Here is a 23,507-nt window from a genome sequence, read left to right on the forward strand (position 1 = left end):
CTTAAATTTACTTAAGTACTTAAAATCTATGCAATCTCTGCAACGTCAGATAACTTCACTGCGCCAGAGCTCGTATTAACAATGATGCCGTTAGCACCGTTTACGTTAACACTGTCAATGTTTTTGAATGTGGCCATAGGTAGACTGGTAAATTCACCATTTAAGCTACCCTCGGCCTTGATTTTGTAATTACCTGCAGGCATGGTTTCTCCGTCACCGTTTTTACCATCCCACTCAAATCTAATCGCGCCAGCTTTTTGCGCCCCCATGTCCATTTGTCGAACAAGTTGGCCTTTATCGTCAAATATACTGACGGTTAACTTTTCTACTGGGCTTTGAGCAATAATTGAACCTTTAGCGAGTTGGTCATCACCAAAATCTATGGTGTCCGACTCTAATAGCGCTTTTTTGCCGACCAGTGTAGATGCCTGTAATGCTGAATTTGATGTCATCGATGCCGATAACATATCGAACTTTTCATTTAGTCCAGAAATACCTTCTGCCATGGTAAAGTTCGTCATCTGCGAAATCATTTGGTCATTGTCAGCAGGCTTACTTGGATCTTGGTAAGATAACTGCTGAGTTAAAAGCGAAAAGAAATCTTCTTGCGTCAGCGCATCATTTTTCTTATCGCTCTGCGTTGTTTTGTTTTGCTCTGACCAACGTAACGAATCCATATATGAAGATGCGGCATTAATATCGTTACTCATCGGCTATACTCCCACTAGCGCTGACCAAGTAATAAAGTTTTGCTGAGCATTTGCTTGGCTGCGTCAGCAACTTGGACATTGGTTTGGTACGAACGTGAAGCAGAGATCATGTTTGCCATTTCTTCTACTACATTCACATTTGGTTTATAGATGTACCCGTCTTTGTCAGCACTAGGGTGATTTGGGTTGTACTCAACCTGTAATGGTTTATCACTCTCTACGATGCCTAGCACCTTAACCCCAACCGATGCATTAGGCTGGTTAGGGTCATGTGCTGCAGACGCTTTAGTCAGTTCAGCTGCAAATACAGGATGTCGAGCACGATAAACTTTATCTTGGCTTGAACTGATACTATTGGCATTTGAAATATTACTCGCAGTGGTATTCAGTCGAATATTCTGAGCGCTCATTCCTGAGCCAGCTATATCGAAAACATTATATAAGCTCATGATTATGCTCCTTGACTACCTAGGGCTTTTTTCAAGCCTTTAAACTTGCCAGTTAGAAATTGCAAACTTGCCTGATACTCTAATGCATTTTGTACATACAAGTTTCGTTCCACTTGTATATCAACTGAGTTACCATCACCGGTATCTGCTTGATTTGGATTACGAAATAGCTCAACACTACTATTTAACTGGCTGCCGCCATGTAAATGTTTGCTGTCTGTTCTTTGCATCATGTTGCCACGTTGCTGAGAAGACTTTGCCGCTTTCAATGCCTGCGCAAAGTCGATATCTTTTGCTTTGTATCCTGGTGTGTCTGCGTTCGCAATATTACTTGCTAACATCTCTGCACGTTGTGAACGTATCAACATAGTATGCTGATGAACCCCAAGTGCTTTATCAAAACTAATTGCCATGACACGACTCCAAAAATTTGACTCTACGGAGTTAAAGCAATAAGCGGGCCAAAATAAAAATCTTTTATTTCAATGGAGTAGATAGAAAATATATAGATAGAAAGATTTGAGGTGGCATTCTTAAGATATAAAAAAGCGGCAAATAGGTTGCCGCTTAGTATTTATTATGTTTTTTTACGGTAAATAATCCCCGGATTACACCGGATCATTTCGAACTCATCACTGAGCCCTGCCATAGACTCGGACGCCCCTAAAAACAAATACCCTCTTGGATTAAGAGCTTGAGCGAACTGAGCAATAATTTTAGCTTTAACCTCTGGAGAGAAGTAGATCAGAACATTACGACAAAAAATAACATCAAATTTACCCATTAATGAGTACGAATCGAGTAAGTTTAGATGTCTAAAACTGACCATTCTCTTAATTGGATCAACCACTCTTGCCATGCCGTTGCCACTATCTTGAAAGAATTTTTGGCGACGTTCTACAGATAACCCTCTCGCTAAAGCCAATGAGTCATATTCTGCATTCTTACACATATCCAGCATCGTATTAGAAATATCTGTACCTACGATCTGAACTCCCATTTTCAATGCACCAGGGTTTTGGTTTTGGTATTCTTGCGTTGCCATGGCAATTGAGTACGGCTCTTGGCCAGACGAGCTAGCCGCAGACCAAATTTTAATTCCCCTGCGCGTGTCTTTAAGCTCAGGAAAAATTTTAGTTTTTAGTAACTCAAAAGGATATGTGTCTCTAAACCAAAGCGTTTCATTGGTTGTCATTGCATCAACAACAGCTGCTCTGAGCTGACGTTCATGCGGGCTTAAAGTCTTTGCAACAAGTGCTGATAGAGTGTCAACACCAAAGCGCGCCATTAAAGGGGCTAAACGACTTTTGACCAAGTACAGTTTATTATCGCCGAGAACAATACCGCATTGCTGCTCTAAGAAAGTCCTAAACTGGTCATATTCGCCTTGTTGTAGATGTTTGTTTTCCAAGATACTACCGCCGTTACCTAATCACAATGAACCCACTTTTTAACCGCTGTAGCGAGTTCATCAGGGTTAAATTTTGCAATAAAATCATCTGCACCAACTTTCTCAATCATAGCCTGATTAAACACGCCACTGAGTGAAGTATGCAGTATGACATGTAAAGGTGCTAACTTAGGATCAGCTTTAATTTCAGCTGTCAGGGTATAGCCATCCATTTCAGGCATTTCTACATCAGATATAAGTAAACCTACTCTTTCGGTAATATCATTCTGACAATCCACTTCTGCAATTTCTTTCAATCTGAGTAGAGCCTCTTTACCGTTTTTCGCAAGTTCAGTCTGTACGCCTAGAGGTTCCAATGCCCTTTTGACCTGGTTTCTTGCAACGGCTGAGTCATCGGCAATAAACACGATTCGCTCACCCAAGTCTTTTTGCATTTCACCGTCAGAGACAATTTCTTCACTCACTTCAGTGTTGACAGGACAGATCTCGTTAAGAATCTTTTCAACATCGAGGATCTCAACAAGCTCGTTTTCAATCTCAGTGACTGCTGTTAGATAAGAATATCGGCCTGCACCATCTGGTGGCGGCATAATTTTTTCCCAGTTCATATTCACGATGCGTTCAACTGCACCAACTAAGAACCCCTGAACAGAACGGTTGTATTCAGCAATAATAATAAAACAGTCTTTTATATTTTCGATCGGTGGACCACCTACAGCCAATGACATATCAATCACGGATATAGTTTGTCCACGAATATGAGCAACACCACGTATGTATGGATTTGACTTTGGCATACTAGTGAGAGGTGGGCACTGGAGTACTTCTCTTACTTTAAATACGTTAATGCCAAATCTTTGACGACCTCTCAGTCGAAAAAGTAGCAACTCTAGGCGGTTTTGCCCAACCAACTGGGTTCGTTGGTTTACAGAGTCTAAAACACCTGCCATTTCAATCTCCTACATATCGGTCATCTTGGCAACATCATACGCTTTTAAGCGGTTTTATTAAAGAATCGCCTTGAAGCAGTATGCTATTTCACGCACAATCTTTATACCTTGTTTCTCCAGATAAGCATAGTCGAAACATCATGAGTTTGTTAAAAAAAACCAAATCATATGGGATTTTTTGTTCAATGGCTTGTTTTCTAGCCAGCTATATGAGTCAAGCACAGATTTATACGAATACCAACTTAGAAGATGAAGCCAAAGCTTTTATCGTTAAGCAAATTGAACTAGATCCAGATATTAAAACCGATATCAAAGCGCTCCCTCTTGACTCAAGATTATCTGAACGAAACTGTGATACACCATTAAGTTATTCGACAAATGCAACTCCCCCTTTCAACAGGCAAGTAACGGTACAAGTAAAGTGCGAAGATATTGCAGGCTGGACTCAATATGTTCACGTCAGAATTGAAGAACTTTACCCTGTCATCGTATCAACACAAATAATCAATAAAGGGGAGTTAATTACAGCCGATACAATAACAGTTGATTTCAAACCTAAGCACTTTATCAGAGCGAGCAACCTGCATAATAAAGAGCTTCTAATCGGTAGTCGCAGTAAACGAGTGATAAGAGAAGATACCGCCATAGGCCTTCATCAAATTTGCATGGTATGTAAAGGAGATAATGTGACTATTTACGCAAGAACACGTACTTTGACGATAAAAGTTACTGGGGTTGCGCTTCAAGATGGCAACATAGGTGAACAAATAAGAGTTAAAAATCAAAAGTCTGGAAAAACTATCTCAGCACGTGTAAAAGATGTAGAATCAGTAGAGGTCAATCTTTAATTTTTTTGCTAAAGTTATAGACTAAAGCGCCGATATAAAGGCATGAGTAATTTTCGGGTCAATTATCATGGTTAATAATGTAAAAGGGCAATCCCAGTCAAACAGCGTGCTTAATAATATTAAGCAACAAAAAGCTGATTTACAAAAATCAGATGCTAATCAAGCTGCCGCGGCTAAAGCACCTCAAAAAGCAGCGACAGATTCTGTAAGCCTAACTCCGCAGGCTCAGCAGCTTAAAAGTTTGCAAGAAAAAGCGCAGCAGCAACCTGCATTCGATAGTAAGAAAGTTGAAGAGCTTAAAAAAGCTATCAGTGAAGGGAAGTATCAAGTTGACGCTGAGAAATTAGCAAAAAATATAGCGGCATTCGAGTTCGACGTATATGGATGATCAAATAAACCTTTGTCATCATAAACTAGAAAACCAGCTCCAGCATCTAAACGCTTTGACCCAGCTGTTAGATGCTGAATTAGAGTGCCTTGCCAGTAAAAAAGGCGACGGCCTGAAAGATATTGCCAGAGAAAAGCTCACACTTCTTAATACAATTCAAAAACTCGATAAAGAAATTTCAGGCTTTAATCAAGAAATATTCGAAAGTGATCCCATTAAACCACTCACTAAATCGGTGAATGCTTTACTGCTTCAATGTAAAAAGCAAAATGATGTTAATGCGCAAGCCGCGCACCAAGCTCACATGGCTGTTAAAGAATTGAAAGACATCATTATTGGTGCACCCACTTCTATTACCTATGGGCAGGATGGCGGTGTTGTGAGTGCCAATTCTGAATTGGTTAAAAACCTTAAAGCTTAATGTGCCTTAAGCACTCATAGCAGTGGTTTAGGCTAATAATATATAACACGTTTAACTTTTCTTGGTTTAACAGCACTTATATACAACTCATGCACCTTTTTCATGTCTAGCTCTAATTCAGTCGCATAAGTATCACCTACCGAGTAGGTTTTTATTATTTTAGCTCCTTTGATTAAGCCCCCTACCTTGCTAGACAATCCATCAGTTTGTGCAATTGCGCCTTTAACAGTCATTGTCGATGTTAATTTTTGACCATGTACTTGCTCTGCTAGTTCTCTGTAGGCTTCAAGCTTAGATACCTTGATCGCCATAAGCATTTTCTGCGCTTGCGTTTCACCTGGTTGGCTACTTAATGGCGCATAACCCACTGCCCTTAACACAGGGTAATAATCGGGTTCTTCATAGGTGTACTCTATATGTTTATCAAATACCGAACTACAACCAGTAAGCAAGACAGTACTTGCTACAATAGATGAATAAAAAATGTTCTTTGCTTTCATAATAAAATACCTAATCAAACCTTAATTTTTTAATGCATTTTTCGCGCCAAGAAAGGTGGTACATCTATTGCTTTTACTAAAATAGAATTCTATTCGGAATATTTAAGATGAAACATTTTCTGATAATTATGCTCTTCATATTTAGTTTTAGTACCAAGGCTGAATGGTTTGAAGTGGTTGGCTATGGTGGCATAGTTGATGGTGACACTTCTTCAGCAAGGCAAATGGCCGTTAAAGATGCTATAACGCAAGCTCTCATTTTTTCTGGAGCAACCGTGTCTAGTGTTCAAACAGTTGCTGACGGCGTATTAGAGCAAGATGAGTTAAAGATTAAAACTCATGGCCAAATACAACATGTGAATTTAATTAATGAGCAACAGCAAGGAGAGCAATACACTGTCACGCTACACCTCGATATTATTCCTCAACAAGCACAGTGTAGCGAGTCTCAATTTAATAAACAGATCACAGTGACACAGAGCCAATTAACACAGCCAGAACAAGCCAGACTTGGTCAAATTTTTGACATTACCAAATCGAGTTCACAACGATTATTCAATACATTAAATGAACGAAATATGGGTGTGAAGATGATCCCATATATAGATAAAAAACTAGATGTCAGAGCCTTTTTTGCCCAGCAATTTGAGTACAACGCGAATTTAATTGAGACTTTAAGCAGAAATAGCAATAGTCAGTATGTGTTACTCAGCCAAATTACAGACATTTCTCAAGGCAGAAAAATGAACAATGATTATGCCTTTTGGGAAAAAGATGCGTATATGCGTAATTTTAAAATAGACTTTGCTTTATACGATTCTCAAACCAGTGATCAAGTTTGGTCTCAACATTACAATACTCAAGGGATATGGCCTCATGAAAAAACAAAGATTGTAAATGTGAATAGCGAAGAGTTTTGGCGCACTGACTATGGACAAAAAATTCAGACCATCTTCAATAAGGTCAGCCAAGATCTAAACACCGCAGTAAGCTGCCTTAAAACAACAGGGAAAATATTGATGGTAGACTCTGATAGACTCGTGATCAACTTGGGTCAAAGTCACGGCCTCGAAGTTGGGCAAGTGCTATCTCTGCTTCATAGAAGCAATCTCACAGCGTCTAACGGCATGCAATTCGCTCATCATATCCAAACCATTGAGCAGGTCATTATTGAACAAGTGAATGGGCAAAACTCTATCGCTAGAAATATTAGCGCAAGACCGTTAAGCAATATTCAAATTAACGATATTGTAAAGGTTATTGTTAAAGAGCCCGAATCATTCACTTTAGACTAATGATTTACGATTAATAATTAACTTTTATTTAAGGGTAATCTAGTTTTTAGATTGCCCTTATTTATTTTACTTACTTTAATCTAAGTTAATGTTATAGATAATAAAGATATCAAAACATGAGGAAATTTTTATGCTAGAAAACCGTGAAGGACAAACTATCCCCTCTGTATCATTCCCTGTAAGAATTGGTAATGATTGGCACACAGTAACCACAGAGCAACTATTTAAAGGTAAAACAGTCGTTGTATTTTCATTGCCAGGTGCATTCACTCCAACTTGTTCATCAACACATTTACCGCGATATAACGAACTAGCCAATGAATTTAAGAAAAACGGCGTTGATGACATTATTTGTTTATCGGTTAACGATACATTCGTAATGAATGCATGGGCTAAAGATCAAGAAGCTGACAACATCACTTTGATCCCCGACGGAAATGGTGAGTTCTCAGCTGGTATGGGTATGCTAGTTGATAAAGCCGATTTAGGGTTTGGCAAACGAAGTTGGCGCTACTCTATGCTTGTGAAAGATGGCGTCATTGAAAAGATGTTTATTGAACCTGATGTACCAGGGGACCCTTTTGAGGTGTCTGATGCCGACACTATGCTTGATTACATCAACCCAGAATGTGTTAAGCCTCAACCTATTAGCTTATTTACAAAACCAGGCTGTGGCTATTGTGAGCGCGCTAAAGCTCACCTTTCGAGTAAAGGGATTCAATTTGAAGAAATTGTTTTAGGACGAGATGCCAGCTTAACAAGCTTAAAAGCGATTTCAGGGCAAGATACAGTGCCACAAGCATTTATCGCTGGTAAATATATTGGTGACTCAGAGGCAATACTGTCGTATTTCTGATGAAATGAATTAAAAGAGTTAAATAACAAGGAAGTTATTTTATTTAAAATAGAAATTTGGATTTTGTGTAAGAAAGTTTCATAAGGAGTAAAATGGCGGAGTGGACGGGACTCGAACCCGCGACCCCCGGCGTGACAGGCCGGTATTCTAACCAACTGAACTACCACTCCGCAGTGGTGGGTATTTATAGAGCCTGTTCTAATTGACTCTTGATATCTAATGGCGGAGTGGACGGGACTCGAACCCGCGACCCCCGGCGTGACAGGCCGGTATTCTAACCAACTGAACTACCACTCCGCAGAGATATCTTTTTGTGTTATTTGCATTGGCGGAGTGGACGGGACTCGAACCCGCGACCCCCGGCGTGACAGGCCGGTATTCTAACCAACTGAACTACCACTCCACGAGCAAATAATTTCGATTAAAACGTTGGCGGAGTGGACGGGACTCGAACCCGCGACCCCCGGCGTGACAGGCCGGTATTCTAACCAACTGAACTACCACTCCACTGAGTTTTAATCTTTTCCTAATTGGCGGAGTGGACGGGACTCGAACCCGCGACCCCCGGCGTGACAGGCCGGTATTCTAACCAACTGAACTACCACTCCACACTTAGGAAAGGGTGCCTATAGGCATTTTGTAAGATTGGCGGAGTGGACGGGACTCGAACCCGCGACCCCCGGCGTGACAGGCCGGTATTCTAACCAACTGAACTACCACTCCAGCGCGACTTACAAATTTTAGAATAATTGGCGGAGTGGACGGGACTCGAACCCGCGACCCCCGGCGTGACAGGCCGGTATTCTAACCAACTGAACTACCACTCCGCTTTATTCTTGTTGCCAGGTTGCTCCCTGACAGCGGCGTGAATAATACGAATCGACCTGTTTAGAGTCAACTGTTTTTTTTAAAAAAACTGTCTTTTTTAGTCTCCATCCATAGAAAGGTTCAAAATATCACCTGATTTGTTATTTTTTGAGCCGTTTGCTTCATTTCCTTGAACTTCATCATCTTGTTCGCCTTCAGCTAATTGCTTTTTCTTAAATGAAGGCAGTTTAATTTTTAGTTTAATCGGCTTCTTATGAACAAAAATTCTGATAACTAGCCAGCCGACTAACATCACAAAAACATTACCAGCGGCAATAATCGCGATCAGTGCACCTGTACTTAAAGCGGGCTCGGGCTCTGGAGGAGGAAGCTTTGCAAGTAATGGGTTCACTTTTGGCGCTTGTAGCTCAGGTACCTTCTCAATGGGTCGTTCAATCTCAAAGTTATACATTGGCAATTTGGCCATGAACTCTCGCCCATTGATATTCTCACCAAAAACTGAAATCTCAACTTGGTAACGCCCCCAATCATAATTGCTAATAGCTAACTTACGATAAAGGCGATCTTCTGGATTAATGGTAAATATTTGCTCTTCACCATTTGGGTAAAAGATTTTGCCTTGGAAGATCACGGTTTCAGGCTTCACAATGCTTTGATCTAAATTAATAAGTAACTCATGATTCAAAGAGTTATTACTGGCCAAAGTTAAATCAAATTCAAATGGCGGTTCAGCAATCACTATAGGCGCTTGCACTACACGACGTTTTAAAATGGGCGTCTCAATATAAAACTCAGGCTGCCACTCACCCGCAGGGAAAGTAAGTTTAAACTCACCAGTAAAAATACCGTCCATCGGCCGCTCATCAAACTCTCGCCCATCATCTTTGAACTCAGTAACACTTTTTGTACCTGCGCCAAAGTTGTCATATTCGTCATTGTTAGTACTGACAAATTCAACAATTAAACTCACCACATCACGAAAATAGCCAACATCAATAGGCTTGCCATCATTGGTAACTTGCCCTGTGACTTTCAGGGTTTCTCCCCTAAACATCAGTGCAGGCAAAGGCTCCACTTCTAACTCGATATCTCCCAAAACCATAATTCGACTATCAGGTTGAACTCTACCAATTACTTGCCAAGGTCCAGGAGTTGGTTTATCGATAATAATAAGGTCATAACTAGGTTCGTCGTACCATTCTAGTAACTCATCTTTCATAGCATGGTGCGAATAATACTTGCTACCATCAGGCTTAACCAAAATAACCGCTGGGGAGCCTGGTTTACGAAAGAACAGCAAAGTTATTTTTTCAACTTTGTGGTCTATTCGAAATCGATTATCTAGAAGCGGCACTTCATTTACTTTGCGATTATTCTTCAACAATGTAATTGACGGGGTTGTTGTGAGTGCAATACATTCATTCATGAAAAACAAGAACAGCACTAACAATAATCGCTTCATATAAACTTACCTTAATTTTGTTGCCAAAGTGTCTCGCCATTTTTATTGACGACTTTTAGCCTTTCTTCATGCGCTACTATTTCATCGGCAGAAGCTTTGACAACTTTAAGTGCCGGACGGTTATCAGCCAAACGTCGAATACTGGTGTTATCAGTTTGCGATGTGTCTTCGGTATTATTTGCCAAGTTCATTTTTACTTGACCACCCGTCATTGCTAGATAAACGTCAGCCAGGATCTCTGAATCCAGTAATGCGCCGTGAAGCGTACGCTTGGCGTTATCTATGTCATAACGGCGGCATAATGCATCTAGGTTATTTTTCTGGCCAGGGTGTAAATTTCTTGCCATCACAAGGGTATCTAACACTTTGCAATACTCGTGAGTGTTAGGGTAGCCTTGCTGTAACAGCGCAAATTCGTTATCCATAAAGCCGACGTCGAACGGTGCATTATGAATAATGAGCTCAGCCCCTTTTATATAATCAAAAAACTCTTGTGCTATTTGATGATAAAGCGGCTTATCTCTTAAAAATTCATTGGTGATACCGTGAACATCAATTGCCTCATCTTCAATATCACGTTGCGGATTGATATACACGTGAAAATTATTGCCGGTTAAACGGCGATTAATGAGTTCAACACACCCTATTTCGATGATCCTGTGACCTGCTTTTGGATCAATGCCGGTTGTTTCAGTATCTAGGACTATTTGTCTTTTTAACATATCGTCTGCCTGTTAACTTTGCTATTGTTAGCAACCAATCACTTTATTCTACATAAAAACAGGCGAACTCGTGCAAAAAACCGTAGAGATTTACACCGATGGCTCATGTTTAGGCAATCCAGGTCCTGGTGGCTATGGCATTTATCTTAATTATCAGGGCCATGAAAAAACACTCTCTCAGGGTTACACATTAACAACGAATAATAGAATGGAAATGCTTGCAGCCATTGTTGCACTTGAAACACTCAAACGTCCTTGCCAAGTGATCCTGCATACCGATAGCCAATATGTAAAGCAAGGTATAGAGTCTTGGGTTGAAGGTTGGAAAAAACGTAATTGGCTCACTTCAGCTAAAAAGCCAGTGAAAAACGTTGATTTGTGGAAACGTCTAGACGAAGCTTGCCAACGTCATGAAATCGAATGGCGCTGGGTCAAAGGCCACAGTGGCAACAAATACAATGAAATAGTAGATGACTTAGCTAGAGAAGCAGCTGGCAGTTCAAACCTGCTTGAAGATGAAGGATATCAAGCAGCTTAAGTTTTGTTGCTAATTCGACTTACCTCGAGTTTGCCTAAGCCCTGCATTTTTAACCGCTGGTGCCCATTTTGGTCTCGCATGCCATTTAGGTTTAATTGGTGTCAAAGGCGCGACTCGCTTTCGCGCCACCAACATATAACAGCTGCCCATGGGTTTTAAGTAGTGACGACAAAAACGTCGCCACGGTGCAAAGCGCGATAAACGGCTGCCACGGGCTAAGGATGCGTAAACAAAACGCTCGTCACTAATAATCTCAAACCCCAACAAGTCTAACCAATCTTTTACCCTTGCAGGGGTAAAAAAACGTCCTGACCATGGCAATTTTTGCGAACTAAAAGGCAGTAAATTCGCTAGTCCACATAAGCTAAACGGGTTAAAACCCGAAATAATCAAGTAGCCACCAGGTATTAGAGTTCGGTGTGCTTCACGTAGAATATGATGCGGATCACTTTCATATTCCAAGCTGTGAGTAAGCACACACACATCGACACTGTGCTCTGAGAATGGGAGCTCATCTATCTCTGCAACCACACTGGTTTTCTTACATTGGTTGGGAGATACATTTACTTGATGAGGGATCACACATTTGGATGTATCAAGTTGACCACTTAATGAGCCTAGTTTAAGTAAGTGATATCCAAACATCCTCGGTAACCAAGCTTTCATTCTTCGCTCTAAGCCGACTTTTATATAATCACCATGTGGGAAGTCAGACCAAGTTAATGGTTTTGGTCCAGACCGAAAACTTAATGCTGGTTTCATTATTGATGCTCGTTATACTAAACCCATCTACACTTTATAGAGCAAATACTTATGGTGCAAGTTGATCCAATTAAAGCTTTTTCTGATAACTATATATGGGCGTTGAAAAAAGAAGACAAAGTCTGGGTTGTTGACCCGGGACAAGCAGAACCGGTATTTGACTATTTAGAACAAACAGCCACAACTCTGGCTGGGATTCTTATTACTCACCACCACTGGGATCATACCAACGGCGTTGAAGCTTTGCTTCAGACGTTCAAAAACATTCCTGTTTACGGCCCTGAAAACTCTCCTTTTGAAGGTATCTCACACAAATTAAATGAAAGTGATGAAATAACCGTTGCTGATACAAAGTTTAAAATCATCTCTACGCCAGGTCACACTTTAGATCATATTTGCTATATGAACGATGCTTTTTGCTTTACCGGCGATACTTTATTTAGCGCTGGATGTGGTCGCTTATTTGAAGGAGATCCAGAGATGATGTGGCACTCTTTAGAAAAGTTTTCTTCTTATAGTGATGAAACCAAAATTTACTGCACACACGAATACACCGTTGCTAATCTAAATTTCGCTAAAACAGTTGAACCTGAGAACAAAATTCTAAAAAAACACTTAGAAGAAGTTCAAACTCTTGTTGCCCAAAACATTCCAAGCCTGCCTACTAACTTTGCTTTAGAACGTGCTATTAACCCATTTTTAAGAACTTCTCTGCCAAATACTCTAAAACACTTACCAAAGCATTTAATCCAAGAACAGAGCAATAATTGGCAAAAATTTGCAGCTTTAAGGGCATGGAAAGATGAATTTTAGACAAGTTACGCGCTCAGGTCTTTAATTCATTGCATGGAATCGGTAAAATTGACGGGTTTTTGCTCGAATATAAATAGCTATGAAAAAATCTGTAAGTTTAGTTTTATTACTCTCTTTGTTGACTGGGTGTCAAAGCATTTTAGATAACCCTAATGAACAAACTGAGTCCACCAATACCATTAGCAATGAAGAATTAGCGAGCCCACTTGATATCAGTGAAGCGCTAGCAAACTCAATAACAGAGCCCGAAGAAGCAGACGAACCGGCTCCTGTATTCGATGATGTTTGGGAGCGCATCCGTTACCAACTCTCAATCCCAGTGCCTCAAAACCGTCCTGTTGTGGCTGAAAGGAACTACTATCAACGTCATCAAAAATATTTAGACCGTATATCAAAGCGTGCTGAGCCATATTTATATTTTATTGTTGAAGAAGTAGAAAAACGCCAAATCCCAATCGAGATAGCTTTACTTCCCATTGTTGAGAGTGCGTTCGATCCTTTCGGGTATTCTCACCGCAGTGCCTCAGGTATTTGGCAATTTATGCCACAAACAGGTGAACGATTTAATTTACACCAAAATTGGTGGTATGACGGCCGTCGTGACATAGTGCAGTCAACTCGCGCAGCATTAGATTATCTCAGCTATTTACACAAAACCCTTGAGGGTGATTGGTTGAATGCCATAGCAGCTTATAACTCAGGTGAAGGGCGAGTTCTAAAAGCGATTCGCAAAAACCGTAAAAAACATTTGCCGACGGACTTTTGGTCGCTTGATTTACCAAGAGAAACGACGGCTTACGTGCCAAAGTTATTGGCGCTCTCTGATTTATTAAAACGCCAAGAAGAGTTTAAAGTCACTTGGCAACCTATAATTAATGCTCAGGTTGTTGAAATTGTTGATGTTGGCTCGCAGATAGATTTAGCCCTAGCCGCTGATATGGCAGATTTAAGTCTTACAGAACTTTACCGTTTAAACCCGGGATTTAACCGCTGGGCGACAGCGCCAGATGGCCCGCATCAGTTGCTTATTCCTAGCGACAAATCAGATTTATTCAAAGAGAAGCTAGCGCAAACACCTGTAAAAGACAGACTACGCTGGCAATACTACACAGTTAAAAGTGGTGATACTTTATCTGTTATAGCTAAAAAATTCTCGACCAGCAGTAAAACCATTCAATCACTTAATAAGTTAGATACACATATTATCCGAGTGAATCAAAAACTACTCGTACCGCTCAGTGATGGTAAAATTAATAGTCAACACTTACCAAAGTCTGTTAGAGTTGCCGCAAATAAATCTGCCCGCTCTAAAAAAACACATACAGTAAAGTCAGGTGATACCCTGTGGGATATCAGCCGAGAATATGACGTAACCGTGAAGCAACTTGCTGACTGGAACAAACTAAAAACCAACAGCGTATTGAAGCTTGGACAAAAGTTAACGGTTTACCAAACTAACCAAACCGACAAGTCAACAGGATTGATTTCTACTACTCGAACAATTACATATAAGGTTAGGCGTGGAGACTCTCTTGCTAGAATAGCTTCTAAGTTTAATTTAACAGTAAAAGAGATTGTTGAGTGGAATAATCTAGCTGGTCAGAAGTATTTGCAACCAGGTCAAAAATTAAAACTCAAAGTTGATGTGAAACGAACATCCTAAAAGAAAAGCACCTAATGGTGCTTTTTTCATTAAGCGGGCTCAAATTTATATCCTGCCCCGTAAATTGAATGAATAAAGCTCATTTCTGGTGCTATGCTCTGCAGCTTTTTCCTCAATTTCTTAATGTGGCTATCAACCGTTCTATCACTGACAATACGATCATCCGAATAGATGTGATCCATGAGTTTATCACGGCTAAAAATACGGCCGGGATGGGTATACATTGCCTTTAATAATAAGAATTCTACATGGGTTAGTGCAATACTTTGACTGTTGAAACGTGCCATAAATGTTTGTTCATCAACATCTAGAGCATGTGCAATGTCCGGCTCTTGCTGAGTTAATAAATTTACGCGTCGCATAATTGCTTTCACTCTTGCCACAACTTCTCGTGGGCTATAAGGCTTACATACGTAATCGTCAGCACCGACTTCTAGTCCAATTAGTCTATCGATTTCTTCAACTTTAGCTGTTGTCATAACGATTGGCACTTGGCTCTTCAGTCTTATTTGTTTACACAGGGTAATGCCGTCAACATTGGGCAACATTAAATCAAGTAATACTAAACAAGGGTTTATTCGTTGAAATGCATCTATTACTTCAGCACCATCAACAATGATGTGGCACTGATAACCTGCCGCTGATAAGTATTTTTCTAAAATTACAGCTAACTTTTCTTCATCTTCTACGATGAGTATGCCCTGAGAAGAAAGCATTTAATTTTCCTTATATTTAAAATCTATTACTAATTTCAGCCCACCTAGCTCACTGAGCTCAGCACTCACAGTACCATTATGTGCTGTAATAATATTCTGGCAAATTGCTAACCCCAACCCGGAGCCACCTGTTTTACGGTTTCTAGCATCATCGGTGCGATAAAGCCTATCAAATAACTGAGGTAGTTGCTCAGAGGCTACACTTGGGCTGCTGTCTTGCCATACTACTTCAACCCCATCTTTAGTTCGCCAAACATCAATACTGAGCTTGCCTTTTTCATCCTTTTTCGCATCTGTGTAGCGTAATGTATTTTGCAACAGGTTATCGAAGAGCTGTGACATACGGTGTTGATCGCAAAACAAATTACAATTCTCTGAAGAGTTGAAAGAAACAACGAAGTTATTTAACTCAAGTTGACGTTTTGCCAAGCTTCTCTCAATTACATCAGGTAAATTATGCTTTTCTTTCTCGTAAGCAAGAGAGCCTCTGTCGGACATTGAGAGCTGATGCAAGTCATTAACCAACTTGGTTAAGCGCACAATCTCTTCATGTAAAGAGTGTAACTGAGCATCATCAGTAGCTATAACTCCATCTATCATGCCTTCAATTTCGGCTTTTATAACAGCTATTGGTGTTCTCAATTCATGAGAAATATCTGCGATCCAGCGCTGCCTAGCGGTTAAGTTATCGGCTAAAGTTTTAGCTAATAAATTCATATCGCTTTCAAGCTGGCCTAATTCGTCTCTGCGACTCGCTGTTATTGATACTGAGAAATCTCCCCCTGTGAGTGATTTAGTTCTTTGTCTCAATGTGAGGATTGGCTTCACTAAATATTTACTAAAGGGTACAGATAAAAGAAAAGTCACAACTAAAGCGATAACGGCTATAAATGCAAACTGCTGACGCTGTTGCTCAGCAAATAAGGTTTCAAACTTCCCTTTTACTAAACTGCCATTTTCAACGCCTATGTAACCCACTACACGGCCTCCTTTTTCAGGCCACTCTACAGGTACCCATAAGGCATTTTGAACCATTACAGGGCGGCCAACTAACAACTCACCAGAAATAGACTTGAAAAAAAGCTTTTCGGAAGCAGGGCGGCCTCTTCGCTCACCTCTTGGTGGCCTAGGCGGTCGCTCATCAGCAAACTGTTGCTCACGACGCATAGAAGAGTCTTTCAAATCACTTCGACTGACTTGGTGATAGGTTCGCATCAAATTTTTCCAATGCGCTGAGCGCCTGTCTATCCAGTCGCTATCTTGTTGTTCATCCATAGTTTGTTGAAATACACTAATCACTGGAGCCAAACGTGCTTTAGCGGCACTATTAATGTATTGGGAAAAACTCTTTTCAAATGCAAACTGGTTAGCCAAAAAAATAGCCAAGACTAACGCTGTATTTGCGAGTAGCATCATAATTAATAGCTTTACACGGATTGGTAGCCTGAGGGTTTTCATCTTTTCTTCAAAAAATTGACTCAAAATCATGTTCTGCCATTAATGTGTAAACAATGTGAAAGTCGCATTAGAGATTAAACTTTTTCTCTTTCTGCAATCTGCTACTATAAACTAAATAAAAGCCATTAAGAAACAGAGCCTGTGTCCAATTCCGTACTCACATCTTTCATTTCACTAATAAAGCAACAGCAATTATCTAAGCTACCTGAATTCTATTTATCCTTAGATGAATCTGACAAAGTATTAGTGCTAAAGTTTTGTTTTGAACAAGGGACAAAAAGTGTTGAGGCTTATCCATTCTTTCAAGATCTGAGTGTGCAATTAATAAAAGCACATACAAAGCTACCGGAGCTTTTTATTAGCGGGATCAATACACTTGAGAGATTAAGTTTCTTCACACCTGCATTCAGTGAAGTACAGGGTTACTCACAAACAAATAAACAAGGTAACACTCTACTACATGCTCTTTGCTCAAATACTGCTCAGAGTGAACTGCCCTTCAACTATTTAAGGTCGCTCGTACTTTTTGAAAGAAATGAGTCTATAGCGCAGGGTCTAGCAACTATGAACCATCAATCGATGAGACCAATTGATTGTTATCTAGCGTTTAACCATGATCTAAAAAACCTCCCTGATCATGAATTATCCGCTTTGTTTACTTTAATTGAAGTACAAACCAAGACTTCTCAAGTTTTACCGCCAGGTTTATTGAGCGCTATTTGCCAATTCTTAATTAAGAATGAAGTTAATAAACAACTTCGCCCCAGTCATCAAAGAGTAATGCTTATCGCCAGTAGCTTTCAAACTGATATTAAAGTTGTTTGTAAGCTACTTCGCATATAAGTTACTTTATCTCGATAAAAGCTGCTTATTCTTTAATAAATACTTATCACCAAATTGATATAGAAATAGACTTAGTAAAATCATTCCGCCTCCGATTACAAGAGGTGCTGTTAATACTTCATTATTTAATAATGTGCCTAGGCTAATAGCAAAAATAGGAGTAATTAAAGTTGTTAAAGCGACAGTGCTAGCAGGCAGGCGTTGCAATACATGAAAGTAAGCTAAAAACCCCAATAATGAACCGAAAATTGCCAAGTAAAAGGTTGCCCAAATTGACTGTGCTTGCCACTGCTGATAATTAACTTCTCCACCTGAGATTAACCAAATAATTGCGAAAACTGGCGTCACTAACATCAGCGCTCCGACTGTTGTCGCCATAGGGTGAATTGAGATAGGTACTGTTTTTATCATTACACCACTCAAGCTAAAGCTTGTGACAGCAAGAAGTACATAGGCAATTCCCTGAATTGGAACATCTAACTGTTGTATCTGTGTTTTGCAGACCAAGAACAAACCAGCCATTGAAAACAATAAAGCCACTATTTTTAAAAAAGAAAAAGCTTTTTCAGCCAGAATTTTTTGTGCAAAAAGGCCTGAAATAATTGGTGCCAAGCCAAAAACCAATGAAATAACACCTGATGGTACTGTTTGCGCAGCCAAGTAGCTTAAGAGCATTCCAACGACAATACCGGCCCCTGAATAAAAGTACAACAAGCAGGCTTGCTTGGTTTTAGGTACGTGGATTTTCAATGTAAAAACAGTTACAACAGCAAGAATGAGTGCTAAGAACATTCTTAAAAACACACTCAAAGTTGGCGGCATGCTTGCTGCACTCCACACAATCCCTAATGGTGTCGTTGACCACACCAAAATTACAAATAAATAAGACCCTTGAACGGGCATAGTATTATCCTAGAGCTAAGAAGATTAAAGCAAACCAAAATTATACTGATATTCAAAACAGAGTGTTATCGGTACATAGGTCTTATATGAAGTTATATGTAACGAGTGATGAATAATTTGATTAGATAAAACCTTACTGAACGAAAGTTTTGTTCTGGTAGATACTTTATACGCATAGTTTTTTGTCATTACATCACTATTTGCAATTTTACTTTTAAAACTGTCTAACAGCTTTCCTAGCTATATTAATAGCCGACTTATGAATAAGTCCAAAACTGCATTACTAGCGCATGTCGGAGTTTACATATTGTATTTCGTGAAAATGATTTTTGTAACTAGTTACAAGACTTACCAATGTATATTTCGAGTCATTTATACCAATCCTCTTAATTAAGCGGTCTATTTTGAGGCAAGAAAAACTAGTCGATAACGAGGCGGAAATTTTGCTATTTATACCATTCCGCTTAAATATCTGATCTAATAGAAGTCATATAAAATCACCAACTCAATAACGTTGAACACAAACATATCTGAACAGCTTTTATCGCTTTCCCGAAAAGAACCCAACGCACGAAAGCGCATTCGATTGCTTGCCGTGTCATTATTTTATGAGGGCAATAGTAGAGCCGACATTGCAAAACGCCTTAATACTGCACGAAGTAGTGTTAATAAATGGGTCTCTAGTTACCTAGAGCATGGCCTCGATGGCTTAGACAATAAGCCTATTCAAGGGCGTCCATCTAGACTCCAACAACCACAGCTTGAGCACCTGTCTGAGTTTATAAAGCGCGCAAACTCAGACCTTCAAAGTGGCCGTCTAACCGGTGAGGACATTGTGCATTACATTAGCACCGAGTTTGGCGTTCATTACCACTTAAATCATGTCTATAAAATACTAAAACAGCTTGGCTTTAGCTGGATCACAAGTCGCTCGAAGCATCCTAAGCAATCACAGCAGAGGCAAGAAGCTTTTAAAAAACTTTCTACTGGAAACGATCCTTCACACTCCAGGCCACCTTCCTCTTGACCGTATCGATGTCTGGTTTCAGGATGAAGCTCGATTAGGTCAGCAGAACCCGACTACACGCATTTGGGCTGAAACAGGAACACGGCCAAGGATTGTGAAACAACAACAGTTTGAATACGGGTACTTATTTGGTGCAGTATGTCCTGCCACAGGCCAAACTGAAGCGTTAGTAAGTCCATTCGTAAATAAAGAAGCGATGAGGCAGCATATGCGTCAAATATCACAAGCTACACCAGTTGGCAGGCATGCAGTTGTGATTATAGACGGCGCAGGCTGGCATACAGATGATACTGCGGCAGAATTCAGCAACTTAACGCTCATAAAACTTCCTCCTTATTCACCAGAGCTAAATCCAATAGAACAAGTATGGAGCTGGATACGACAACATTGTTTATCCAATAGAGTGTTTTCTGGCTATGACGGCATAGTTGATGAAGTTTCAAAAGCATGGAATCAATTTATTTCACTACCGGATCGAGTGAAGAAGATGTGCAGCCGAGAATGGATAAAGCTGACTTAATCTTTATGCGGAATGGTATTAGTTTATTCTAAATAAGAAATTTTCAACGAAGTTAGCGTCAGTTTTAGTCCCTCAAAATGATTGAGTATTATTGAGGGTTGGTATCAATTCACCTTGCGCTAATTCGTCTTTTTATCACCGAGCATTACCTCATCACTGTGCAGGACGATTTAGCACCATAAAAGCAAAAAAGCCCGACTCTTTCGAATCGGGCTTTCTCTAAATAGGTGCTTGGCAATGTTCTACTTTCACATGGGAGACCCACACTATCATCGACGCTGTTTCGTTTCACTTCTGAGTTCGGCATGGAATCAGGTGGTTCCAAAACGCTATGGTCACCAAGCAAATTTGTTAAAATCTGGAAAAAATCTGATAATTATAAAACTTCTACTCTAGTTCATATTAGCTTCTGAGCTAAAACCACTTTGGCGTTGTATGGTTAAGCCTCACGGGTAATTAGTACTGGTTAGCTTAATGTATCACTACACTTCCACACCCAGCCTATCAACGTTGTAGTCTCCAACGGCCCTTCAGTTAACTTAAAGTTAAAGTGAGAACTCATCTCGAGGCTCGCTTCCCGCTTAGATGCTTTCAGCGGTTATCGATTCCGAACGTAGCTACCGGGCAATGCAATTGGCATCACAACCCGAACACCAGCGGTTCGTCCACTCCGGTCCTCTCGTACTAGGAGCAGCCCCTCTCAATTCTCAAACGCCCACGGCAGATAGGGACCGAACTGTCTCACGACGTTCTAAACCCAGCTCGCGTACCACTTTAAATGGCGAACAGCCATACCCTTGGGACCGACTTCAGCCCCAGGATGTGATGAGCCGACATCGAGGTGCCAAACACCGCCGTCGATATGAACTCTTGGGCGGTATCAGCCTGTTATCCCCGGAGTACCTTTTATCCGTTGAGCGATGGCCCTTCCATTCAGAACCACCGGATCACTATGACCTACTTTCGTACCTGCTCGACGTGTCTGTCTCGCAGTTAAGCTGGCTTCTACCATTACACTAACCGTACGATGTCCGACCGTACTTAGCCAACCTTCGTGCTCCTCCGTTACTCTTTGGGAGGAGACCGCCCCAGTCAAACTACCCACCAGGCACTGTCCACAATCCCGATTAGGGACCTATGTTAGAACATCAAACATACAAGGGTGGTATTTCAAGGATGGCTCCATGACAACTGGCGTCGCCACTTCAAAGCCTCCCACCTATCCTACACATGTAGGCTCAATGTTCAGTGCCAAGCTGTAGTAAAGGTTCACGGGGTCTTTCCGTCTAGCCGCGGGTACACAGCATCTTCACTGCGATTTCAATTTCACTGAGTCTCGGGTGGAGACAGCGTGGCCATGGTTACACCATTCGTGCAGGTCGGAACTTACCCGACAAGGAATTTCGCTACCTTAGGACCGTTATAGTTACGGCCGCCGTTTACCGGGGCTTCGATCAAGAGCTTCGTCCGAAGACTAACCCCATCAATTAACCTTCCGGCACCGGGCAGGTGTCACACCGTATACGTCATCTTACGATTTTGCACAGTGCTGTGTTTTTAATAAACAGTCCCAGCCACCTGGTCACTGCGGCTGTCGTCAGCTTAAAGAGCAAGTCTCATCACCAACAACAGCGTACCTTCTCCCGAAGTTACGGTACAATTTTGCCTAGTTCCTTCACCCGAGTTCTCTCAAGCGCCTTAGTATTCTCTACCTGACCACCTGTGTCGGTTTGGGGTACGATTCGAAATAATCTGAAGCTTAGAGGCTTTTCCTGGAAGTAGGGCATCATCAACTTCACCACCGTAGTGGCTCGTCTCGACTCTCAGCCTTAGCGACCCGGATTTTCCTAAGTCACCAGCCTACAGCCTTTCACATGGACAACCAACGCCATGCTTGATTAGCCTGCTCCGTCCCCCCATCGCAATTATTCCAAGTACGGGAATATTAACCCGTTTCCCATCGACTACGCTCTTCAGCCTCGCCTTAGGGGTCGACTTACCCTACCCTGATTAACATGGGATAGGAACCCTTGGTCTTCCGGCGTGCGGGTTTTTCACCCGCATTATCGTTACTCATGTCAGCATTCGCACTTCTGATACGTCCACCCAACTTTACAATTGAGCTTCAGCCGCTTACAGAACGCTCCCCTACCCCGCATACTAATGTATGCAGCCGTAGCTTCGGTGGTATGTTTAGCCCCGTTACATCTTCCGCGCAGGCCGACTCGACTAGTGAGCTATTACGCTTTCTTTAAAGGATGGCTGCTTCTAAGCCAACCTCCTAGCTGTTTTAGCCTTCCCACATCGTTTCCCACTTAACATACACTTTGGGACCTTAGCTGACGGTCTGGGTTGTTTCCCTCTCCACGATGGACGTTAGCACCCACCGTGTGTCTCCCGGATATTACTTTACGGTATTCGGAGTTTGCAAAGGGTTGGTAAGTCGGGATGACCCCCTAGCCTTAACAGTGCTCTACCCCCGTAAGTATTCGTCCGAGGCTCTACCTAAATAGATTTCGGGGAGAACCAGCTATCTCCCGGTTTGATTAGCCTTTCACTCCAAGCCACAGGTCATCCCCTAACTTTTCAACGTTAGTGGGTTCGGTCCTCCAGTTGATGTTACTCAACCTTCAACCTGCCCATGGCTAGATCACCGGGTTTCGGGTCTATACCTTGCAACTCAACGCCCAGTTAAGACTCGCTTTCGCTACGGCTACCCTAAACGGTTAACCTCGCTACAAAATATAAGTCGCTGACCCATTATACAAAAGGTACGCAGTCACCCTCGAAGGGCTCCTACTGCTTGTACGTACACGGTTTCAGGTTCTATTTCACTCCCCTCACAGGGGTTCTTTTCGCCTTTCCCTAACGGTACTGGTTCACTATCGGTCAGTTGGGAGTATTTAGCCTTAGATGATGGTCCACCTATATTCAGTCAAAGTTTCACGTGCTCCGACCTACTCGATTTCACTTTAGATAAGTTTTTGTGTACGGGACTGTCACCCTGTATCGTCAAACTTTCCAGAATGTTCCACTAACTACACTAAAGCTTAAGGGCTAGTCCGATTTCGCTCGCCGCTACTTTCGGAATCTCGGTTGATTTCTTTTCCTACGGGTACTTAGATGTTTCAGTTCTCCGCGTTCGCCTCGTTAACCTATGTATTCAGTTAACGATACCTGCAAGCAGGTGGGTTTCCCCATTCGGAAATCCTAGTCTCAAGCGCCTCTTACTGGCTTGACTAGGCTTATCGCAAGTTAGTACGTCCTTCATCGCCTCCAACTGCCAAGGCATCCACCGTGTACGCTTAGTCACTTAACCATACAACCCAAAATGGTTTGTATCGTCAAAGACAGTTTTAACTTCGCCAGAAGTTAATATTGAATACTAAAGTAGACGCTAATAAACAACTTAATGTTTATCGGC

22 protein-coding genes, 7 tRNA genes and 2 rRNA genes are annotated in these 23,507 nt (G+C 41.2%); 10 read left to right on the plus strand and 21 right to left on the minus strand.

Going from position 1 to position 23,507, the window contains the following annotated elements; genetic code table 11:
• Positions 1-26 precede the first annotated feature (26 nt).
• The 5 genes from ACH784_RS13020 to ACH784_RS13040 form a co-directional block, all read right to left on the minus strand.
• A complete protein-coding gene (locus ACH784_RS13020; protein ID WP_404390856.1) occupies positions 27-710 on the minus strand; it encodes a flagellar hook assembly protein FlgD in 684 nt (227 codons plus the stop codon).
• A gap of 14 nt (positions 711-724) precedes the next feature.
• Positions 725-1,159, minus strand: a complete 435-nt coding sequence (gene flgC / locus ACH784_RS13025) for a flagellar basal body rod protein FlgC (protein WP_404390858.1) — start codon at positions 1,157-1,159, stop codon at positions 725-727.
• Between the two features lie 2 nt (positions 1,160-1,161).
• Positions 1,162-1,572, minus strand: a complete 411-nt coding sequence (flgB, locus tag ACH784_RS13030) for a flagellar basal body rod protein FlgB (RefSeq protein ID WP_404390860.1) — start codon at positions 1,570-1,572, stop codon at positions 1,162-1,164.
• Between the two features lie 164 nt (positions 1,573-1,736).
• The gene (locus ACH784_RS13035) at positions 1,737-2,570 is read right to left on the minus strand and encodes a CheR family methyltransferase (RefSeq protein ID WP_404390862.1); all 834 of its coding nucleotides are present in this window, start codon (positions 2,568-2,570) and stop codon (positions 1,737-1,739) included.
• A 17-nt stretch (positions 2,571-2,587) separates the two neighbouring features.
• On the minus strand, positions 2,588-3,520 hold the full coding sequence (locus ACH784_RS13040; protein ID WP_404390864.1) for a chemotaxis protein CheV: 933 nt from the start codon (positions 3,518-3,520) through the stop codon (positions 2,588-2,590).
• 185 nt (positions 3,521-3,705) lie between these two features.
• Between ACH784_RS13040 and flgA the strand changes: the two genes are divergently transcribed.
• The 3 genes from flgA to flgN all read left to right on the plus strand — a co-directional run bounded on the left by flgA (position 3,706) and on the right by flgN (position 5,177).
• The gene (gene flgA, locus ACH784_RS13045) at positions 3,706-4,368 is read left to right on the plus strand and encodes a flagellar basal body P-ring formation chaperone FlgA (protein WP_404390866.1); all 663 of its coding nucleotides are present in this window, start codon (positions 3,706-3,708) and stop codon (positions 4,366-4,368) included.
• A 67-nt stretch (positions 4,369-4,435) separates the two neighbouring features.
• Positions 4,436-4,756, plus strand: coding sequence for a flagellar biosynthesis anti-sigma factor FlgM (flgM, locus tag ACH784_RS13050; protein WP_404390868.1), 321 nt, complete (start codon positions 4,436-4,438; stop codon positions 4,754-4,756).
• A complete protein-coding gene (gene flgN, locus ACH784_RS13055; RefSeq protein WP_404390870.1) occupies positions 4,749-5,177 on the plus strand; it encodes a flagellar export chaperone FlgN in 429 nt (142 codons plus the stop codon). The genes flgM and flgN overlap by 8 nt, the downstream gene beginning before the upstream one ends.
• A gap of 32 nt (positions 5,178-5,209) precedes the next feature.
• Here flgN and ACH784_RS13060 read toward each other — a convergent pair whose 3' ends face one another.
• A complete protein-coding gene (locus ACH784_RS13060; RefSeq protein WP_404390872.1) occupies positions 5,210-5,677 on the minus strand; it encodes an LPP20 family lipoprotein in 468 nt (155 codons plus the stop codon).
• Between the two features lie 107 nt (positions 5,678-5,784).
• On the opposite strand from ACH784_RS13060, the gene ACH784_RS13065 reads away from it, so the two are divergent.
• Together ACH784_RS13065 and ACH784_RS13070 are read left to right on the plus strand one after the other, a co-directional pair.
• Positions 5,785-6,972 carry a flagellar assembly protein T N-terminal domain-containing protein gene (locus tag ACH784_RS13065; RefSeq protein ID WP_404390874.1) on the plus strand — a complete coding sequence of 396 codons (1,188 nt, stop codon included), beginning with the start codon at positions 5,785-5,787 and terminating at the stop codon, positions 6,970-6,972.
• 130 nt (positions 6,973-7,102) lie between these two features.
• Positions 7,103-7,828, plus strand: coding sequence for a glutathione peroxidase (locus ACH784_RS13070; RefSeq protein ID WP_404390876.1), 726 nt, complete (start codon positions 7,103-7,105; stop codon positions 7,826-7,828).
• 93 nt (positions 7,829-7,921) lie between these two features.
• Here ACH784_RS13070 and ACH784_RS13075 read toward each other — a convergent pair.
• From ACH784_RS13075 to dnaQ, 9 genes are all read right to left on the minus strand, one after another.
• Positions 7,922-7,998, minus strand: a tRNA-Asp gene (locus ACH784_RS13075).
• A 50-nt stretch (positions 7,999-8,048) separates the two neighbouring features.
• Positions 8,049-8,125: transfer RNA gene (locus ACH784_RS13080), tRNA-Asp, on the minus strand.
• Positions 8,126-8,154: 29 nt separating this feature from the next.
• Positions 8,155-8,231, minus strand: a tRNA-Asp gene (locus tag ACH784_RS13085).
• Positions 8,232-8,258: 27 nt separating this feature from the next.
• Positions 8,259-8,335, minus strand: a tRNA-Asp gene (locus ACH784_RS13090).
• Between the two features lie 24 nt (positions 8,336-8,359).
• Positions 8,360-8,436 (minus strand) — tRNA-Asp (locus ACH784_RS13095).
• A gap of 38 nt (positions 8,437-8,474) precedes the next feature.
• Positions 8,475-8,551, minus strand: a tRNA-Asp gene (locus tag ACH784_RS13100).
• 27 nt (positions 8,552-8,578) lie between these two features.
• Positions 8,579-8,655 (minus strand) — tRNA-Asp (locus ACH784_RS13105).
• A 98-nt stretch (positions 8,656-8,753) separates the two neighbouring features.
• A complete protein-coding gene (locus ACH784_RS13110) occupies positions 8,754-10,118 on the minus strand; it encodes a TIGR03503 family protein (RefSeq protein ID WP_404390878.1) in 1,365 nt (454 codons plus the stop codon).
• Positions 10,119-10,129: 11 nt separating this feature from the next.
• Positions 10,130-10,840 carry a DNA polymerase III subunit epsilon gene (gene dnaQ, locus ACH784_RS13115; RefSeq protein WP_404390880.1) on the minus strand — a complete coding sequence of 237 codons (711 nt, stop codon included), beginning with the start codon at positions 10,838-10,840 and terminating at the stop codon, positions 10,130-10,132.
• 70 nt (positions 10,841-10,910) lie between these two features.
• Between dnaQ and rnhA the strand changes: the two genes are divergently transcribed.
• On the plus strand, positions 10,911-11,378 hold the full coding sequence (gene rnhA, locus ACH784_RS13120; RefSeq protein WP_404390882.1) for a ribonuclease HI: 468 nt from the start codon (positions 10,911-10,913) through the stop codon (positions 11,376-11,378).
• A gap of 9 nt (positions 11,379-11,387) precedes the next feature.
• On the opposite strand, the gene ACH784_RS13125 is transcribed toward rnhA, so the two are convergent.
• Positions 11,388-12,140 (minus strand): class I SAM-dependent methyltransferase, encoded by a 753-nt coding sequence (locus ACH784_RS13125; protein WP_404390884.1) that lies wholly within the window; start codon positions 12,138-12,140, stop codon positions 11,388-11,390.
• 51 nt (positions 12,141-12,191) lie between these two features.
• Here ACH784_RS13125 and gloB point away from each other — a divergent pair, with 51 nt between their 5' ends.
• Both gloB and ACH784_RS13135 read left to right on the plus strand, forming a co-directional pair.
• Positions 12,192-12,953 (plus strand): hydroxyacylglutathione hydrolase, encoded by a 762-nt coding sequence (gloB, locus tag ACH784_RS13130; protein ID WP_404390886.1) that lies wholly within the window; start codon positions 12,192-12,194, stop codon positions 12,951-12,953.
• Between the two features lie 79 nt (positions 12,954-13,032).
• Positions 13,033-14,616, plus strand: coding sequence for a LysM peptidoglycan-binding domain-containing protein (locus ACH784_RS13135; RefSeq protein WP_404390888.1), 1,584 nt, complete (start codon positions 13,033-13,035; stop codon positions 14,614-14,616).
• A 29-nt stretch (positions 14,617-14,645) separates the two neighbouring features.
• On the opposite strand, the gene ACH784_RS13140 is transcribed toward ACH784_RS13135, so the two are convergent.
• Complete coding sequence (locus ACH784_RS13140; protein ID WP_404390890.1) at positions 14,646-15,332, minus strand: response regulator; 687 nt, start codon at positions 15,330-15,332, stop codon at positions 14,646-14,648.
• On the minus strand, positions 15,333-16,790 hold the full coding sequence (locus ACH784_RS13145) for an ATP-binding protein (protein ID WP_404390892.1): 1,458 nt from the start codon (positions 16,788-16,790) through the stop codon (positions 15,333-15,335).
• Between the two features lie 141 nt (positions 16,791-16,931).
• On the opposite strand from ACH784_RS13145, the gene ACH784_RS13150 reads away from it, so the two are divergent.
• Positions 16,932-17,633: a hypothetical protein gene (locus ACH784_RS13150; RefSeq protein ID WP_404390894.1), complete on the plus strand. Its 702-nt coding sequence runs from the start codon at positions 16,932-16,934 to the stop codon at positions 17,631-17,633.
• A 6-nt stretch (positions 17,634-17,639) separates the two neighbouring features.
• Here ACH784_RS13150 and ACH784_RS13155 read toward each other — a convergent pair whose 3' ends face one another.
• On the minus strand, positions 17,640-18,536 hold the full coding sequence (locus tag ACH784_RS13155; protein ID WP_404390896.1) for a DMT family transporter: 897 nt from the start codon (positions 18,534-18,536) through the stop codon (positions 17,640-17,642).
• A gap of 526 nt (positions 18,537-19,062) precedes the next feature.
• Between ACH784_RS13155 and ACH784_RS13160 the strand changes: the two genes are divergently transcribed.
• A protein-coding gene (locus tag ACH784_RS13160) for an IS630 family transposase (RefSeq protein WP_404395270.1) occupies positions 19,063-20,083 on the plus strand; the annotation gives its coding sequence in 2 pieces (ribosomal slippage) (positions 19,063-19,515 and positions 19,517-20,083; 1,020 coding nt in all).
• A gap of 229 nt (positions 20,084-20,312) precedes the next feature.
• Here ACH784_RS13160 and rrf read toward each other — a convergent pair.
• A 5S ribosomal RNA gene (rrf, locus tag ACH784_RS13165) occupies positions 20,313-20,426 on the minus strand.
• Positions 20,427-20,518: 92 nt separating this feature from the next.
• Positions 20,519-23,402, minus strand: a 23S ribosomal RNA gene (locus tag ACH784_RS13170).
• Between the last annotated feature and the right edge of the window lie 105 nt (positions 23,403-23,507).

The sequence above is a fragment of the Pseudoalteromonas phenolica genome, assembly GCF_044788725.1.
GTDB lineage: Bacteria > Pseudomonadota > Gammaproteobacteria > Enterobacterales > Alteromonadaceae > Pseudoalteromonas > Pseudoalteromonas phenolica_C.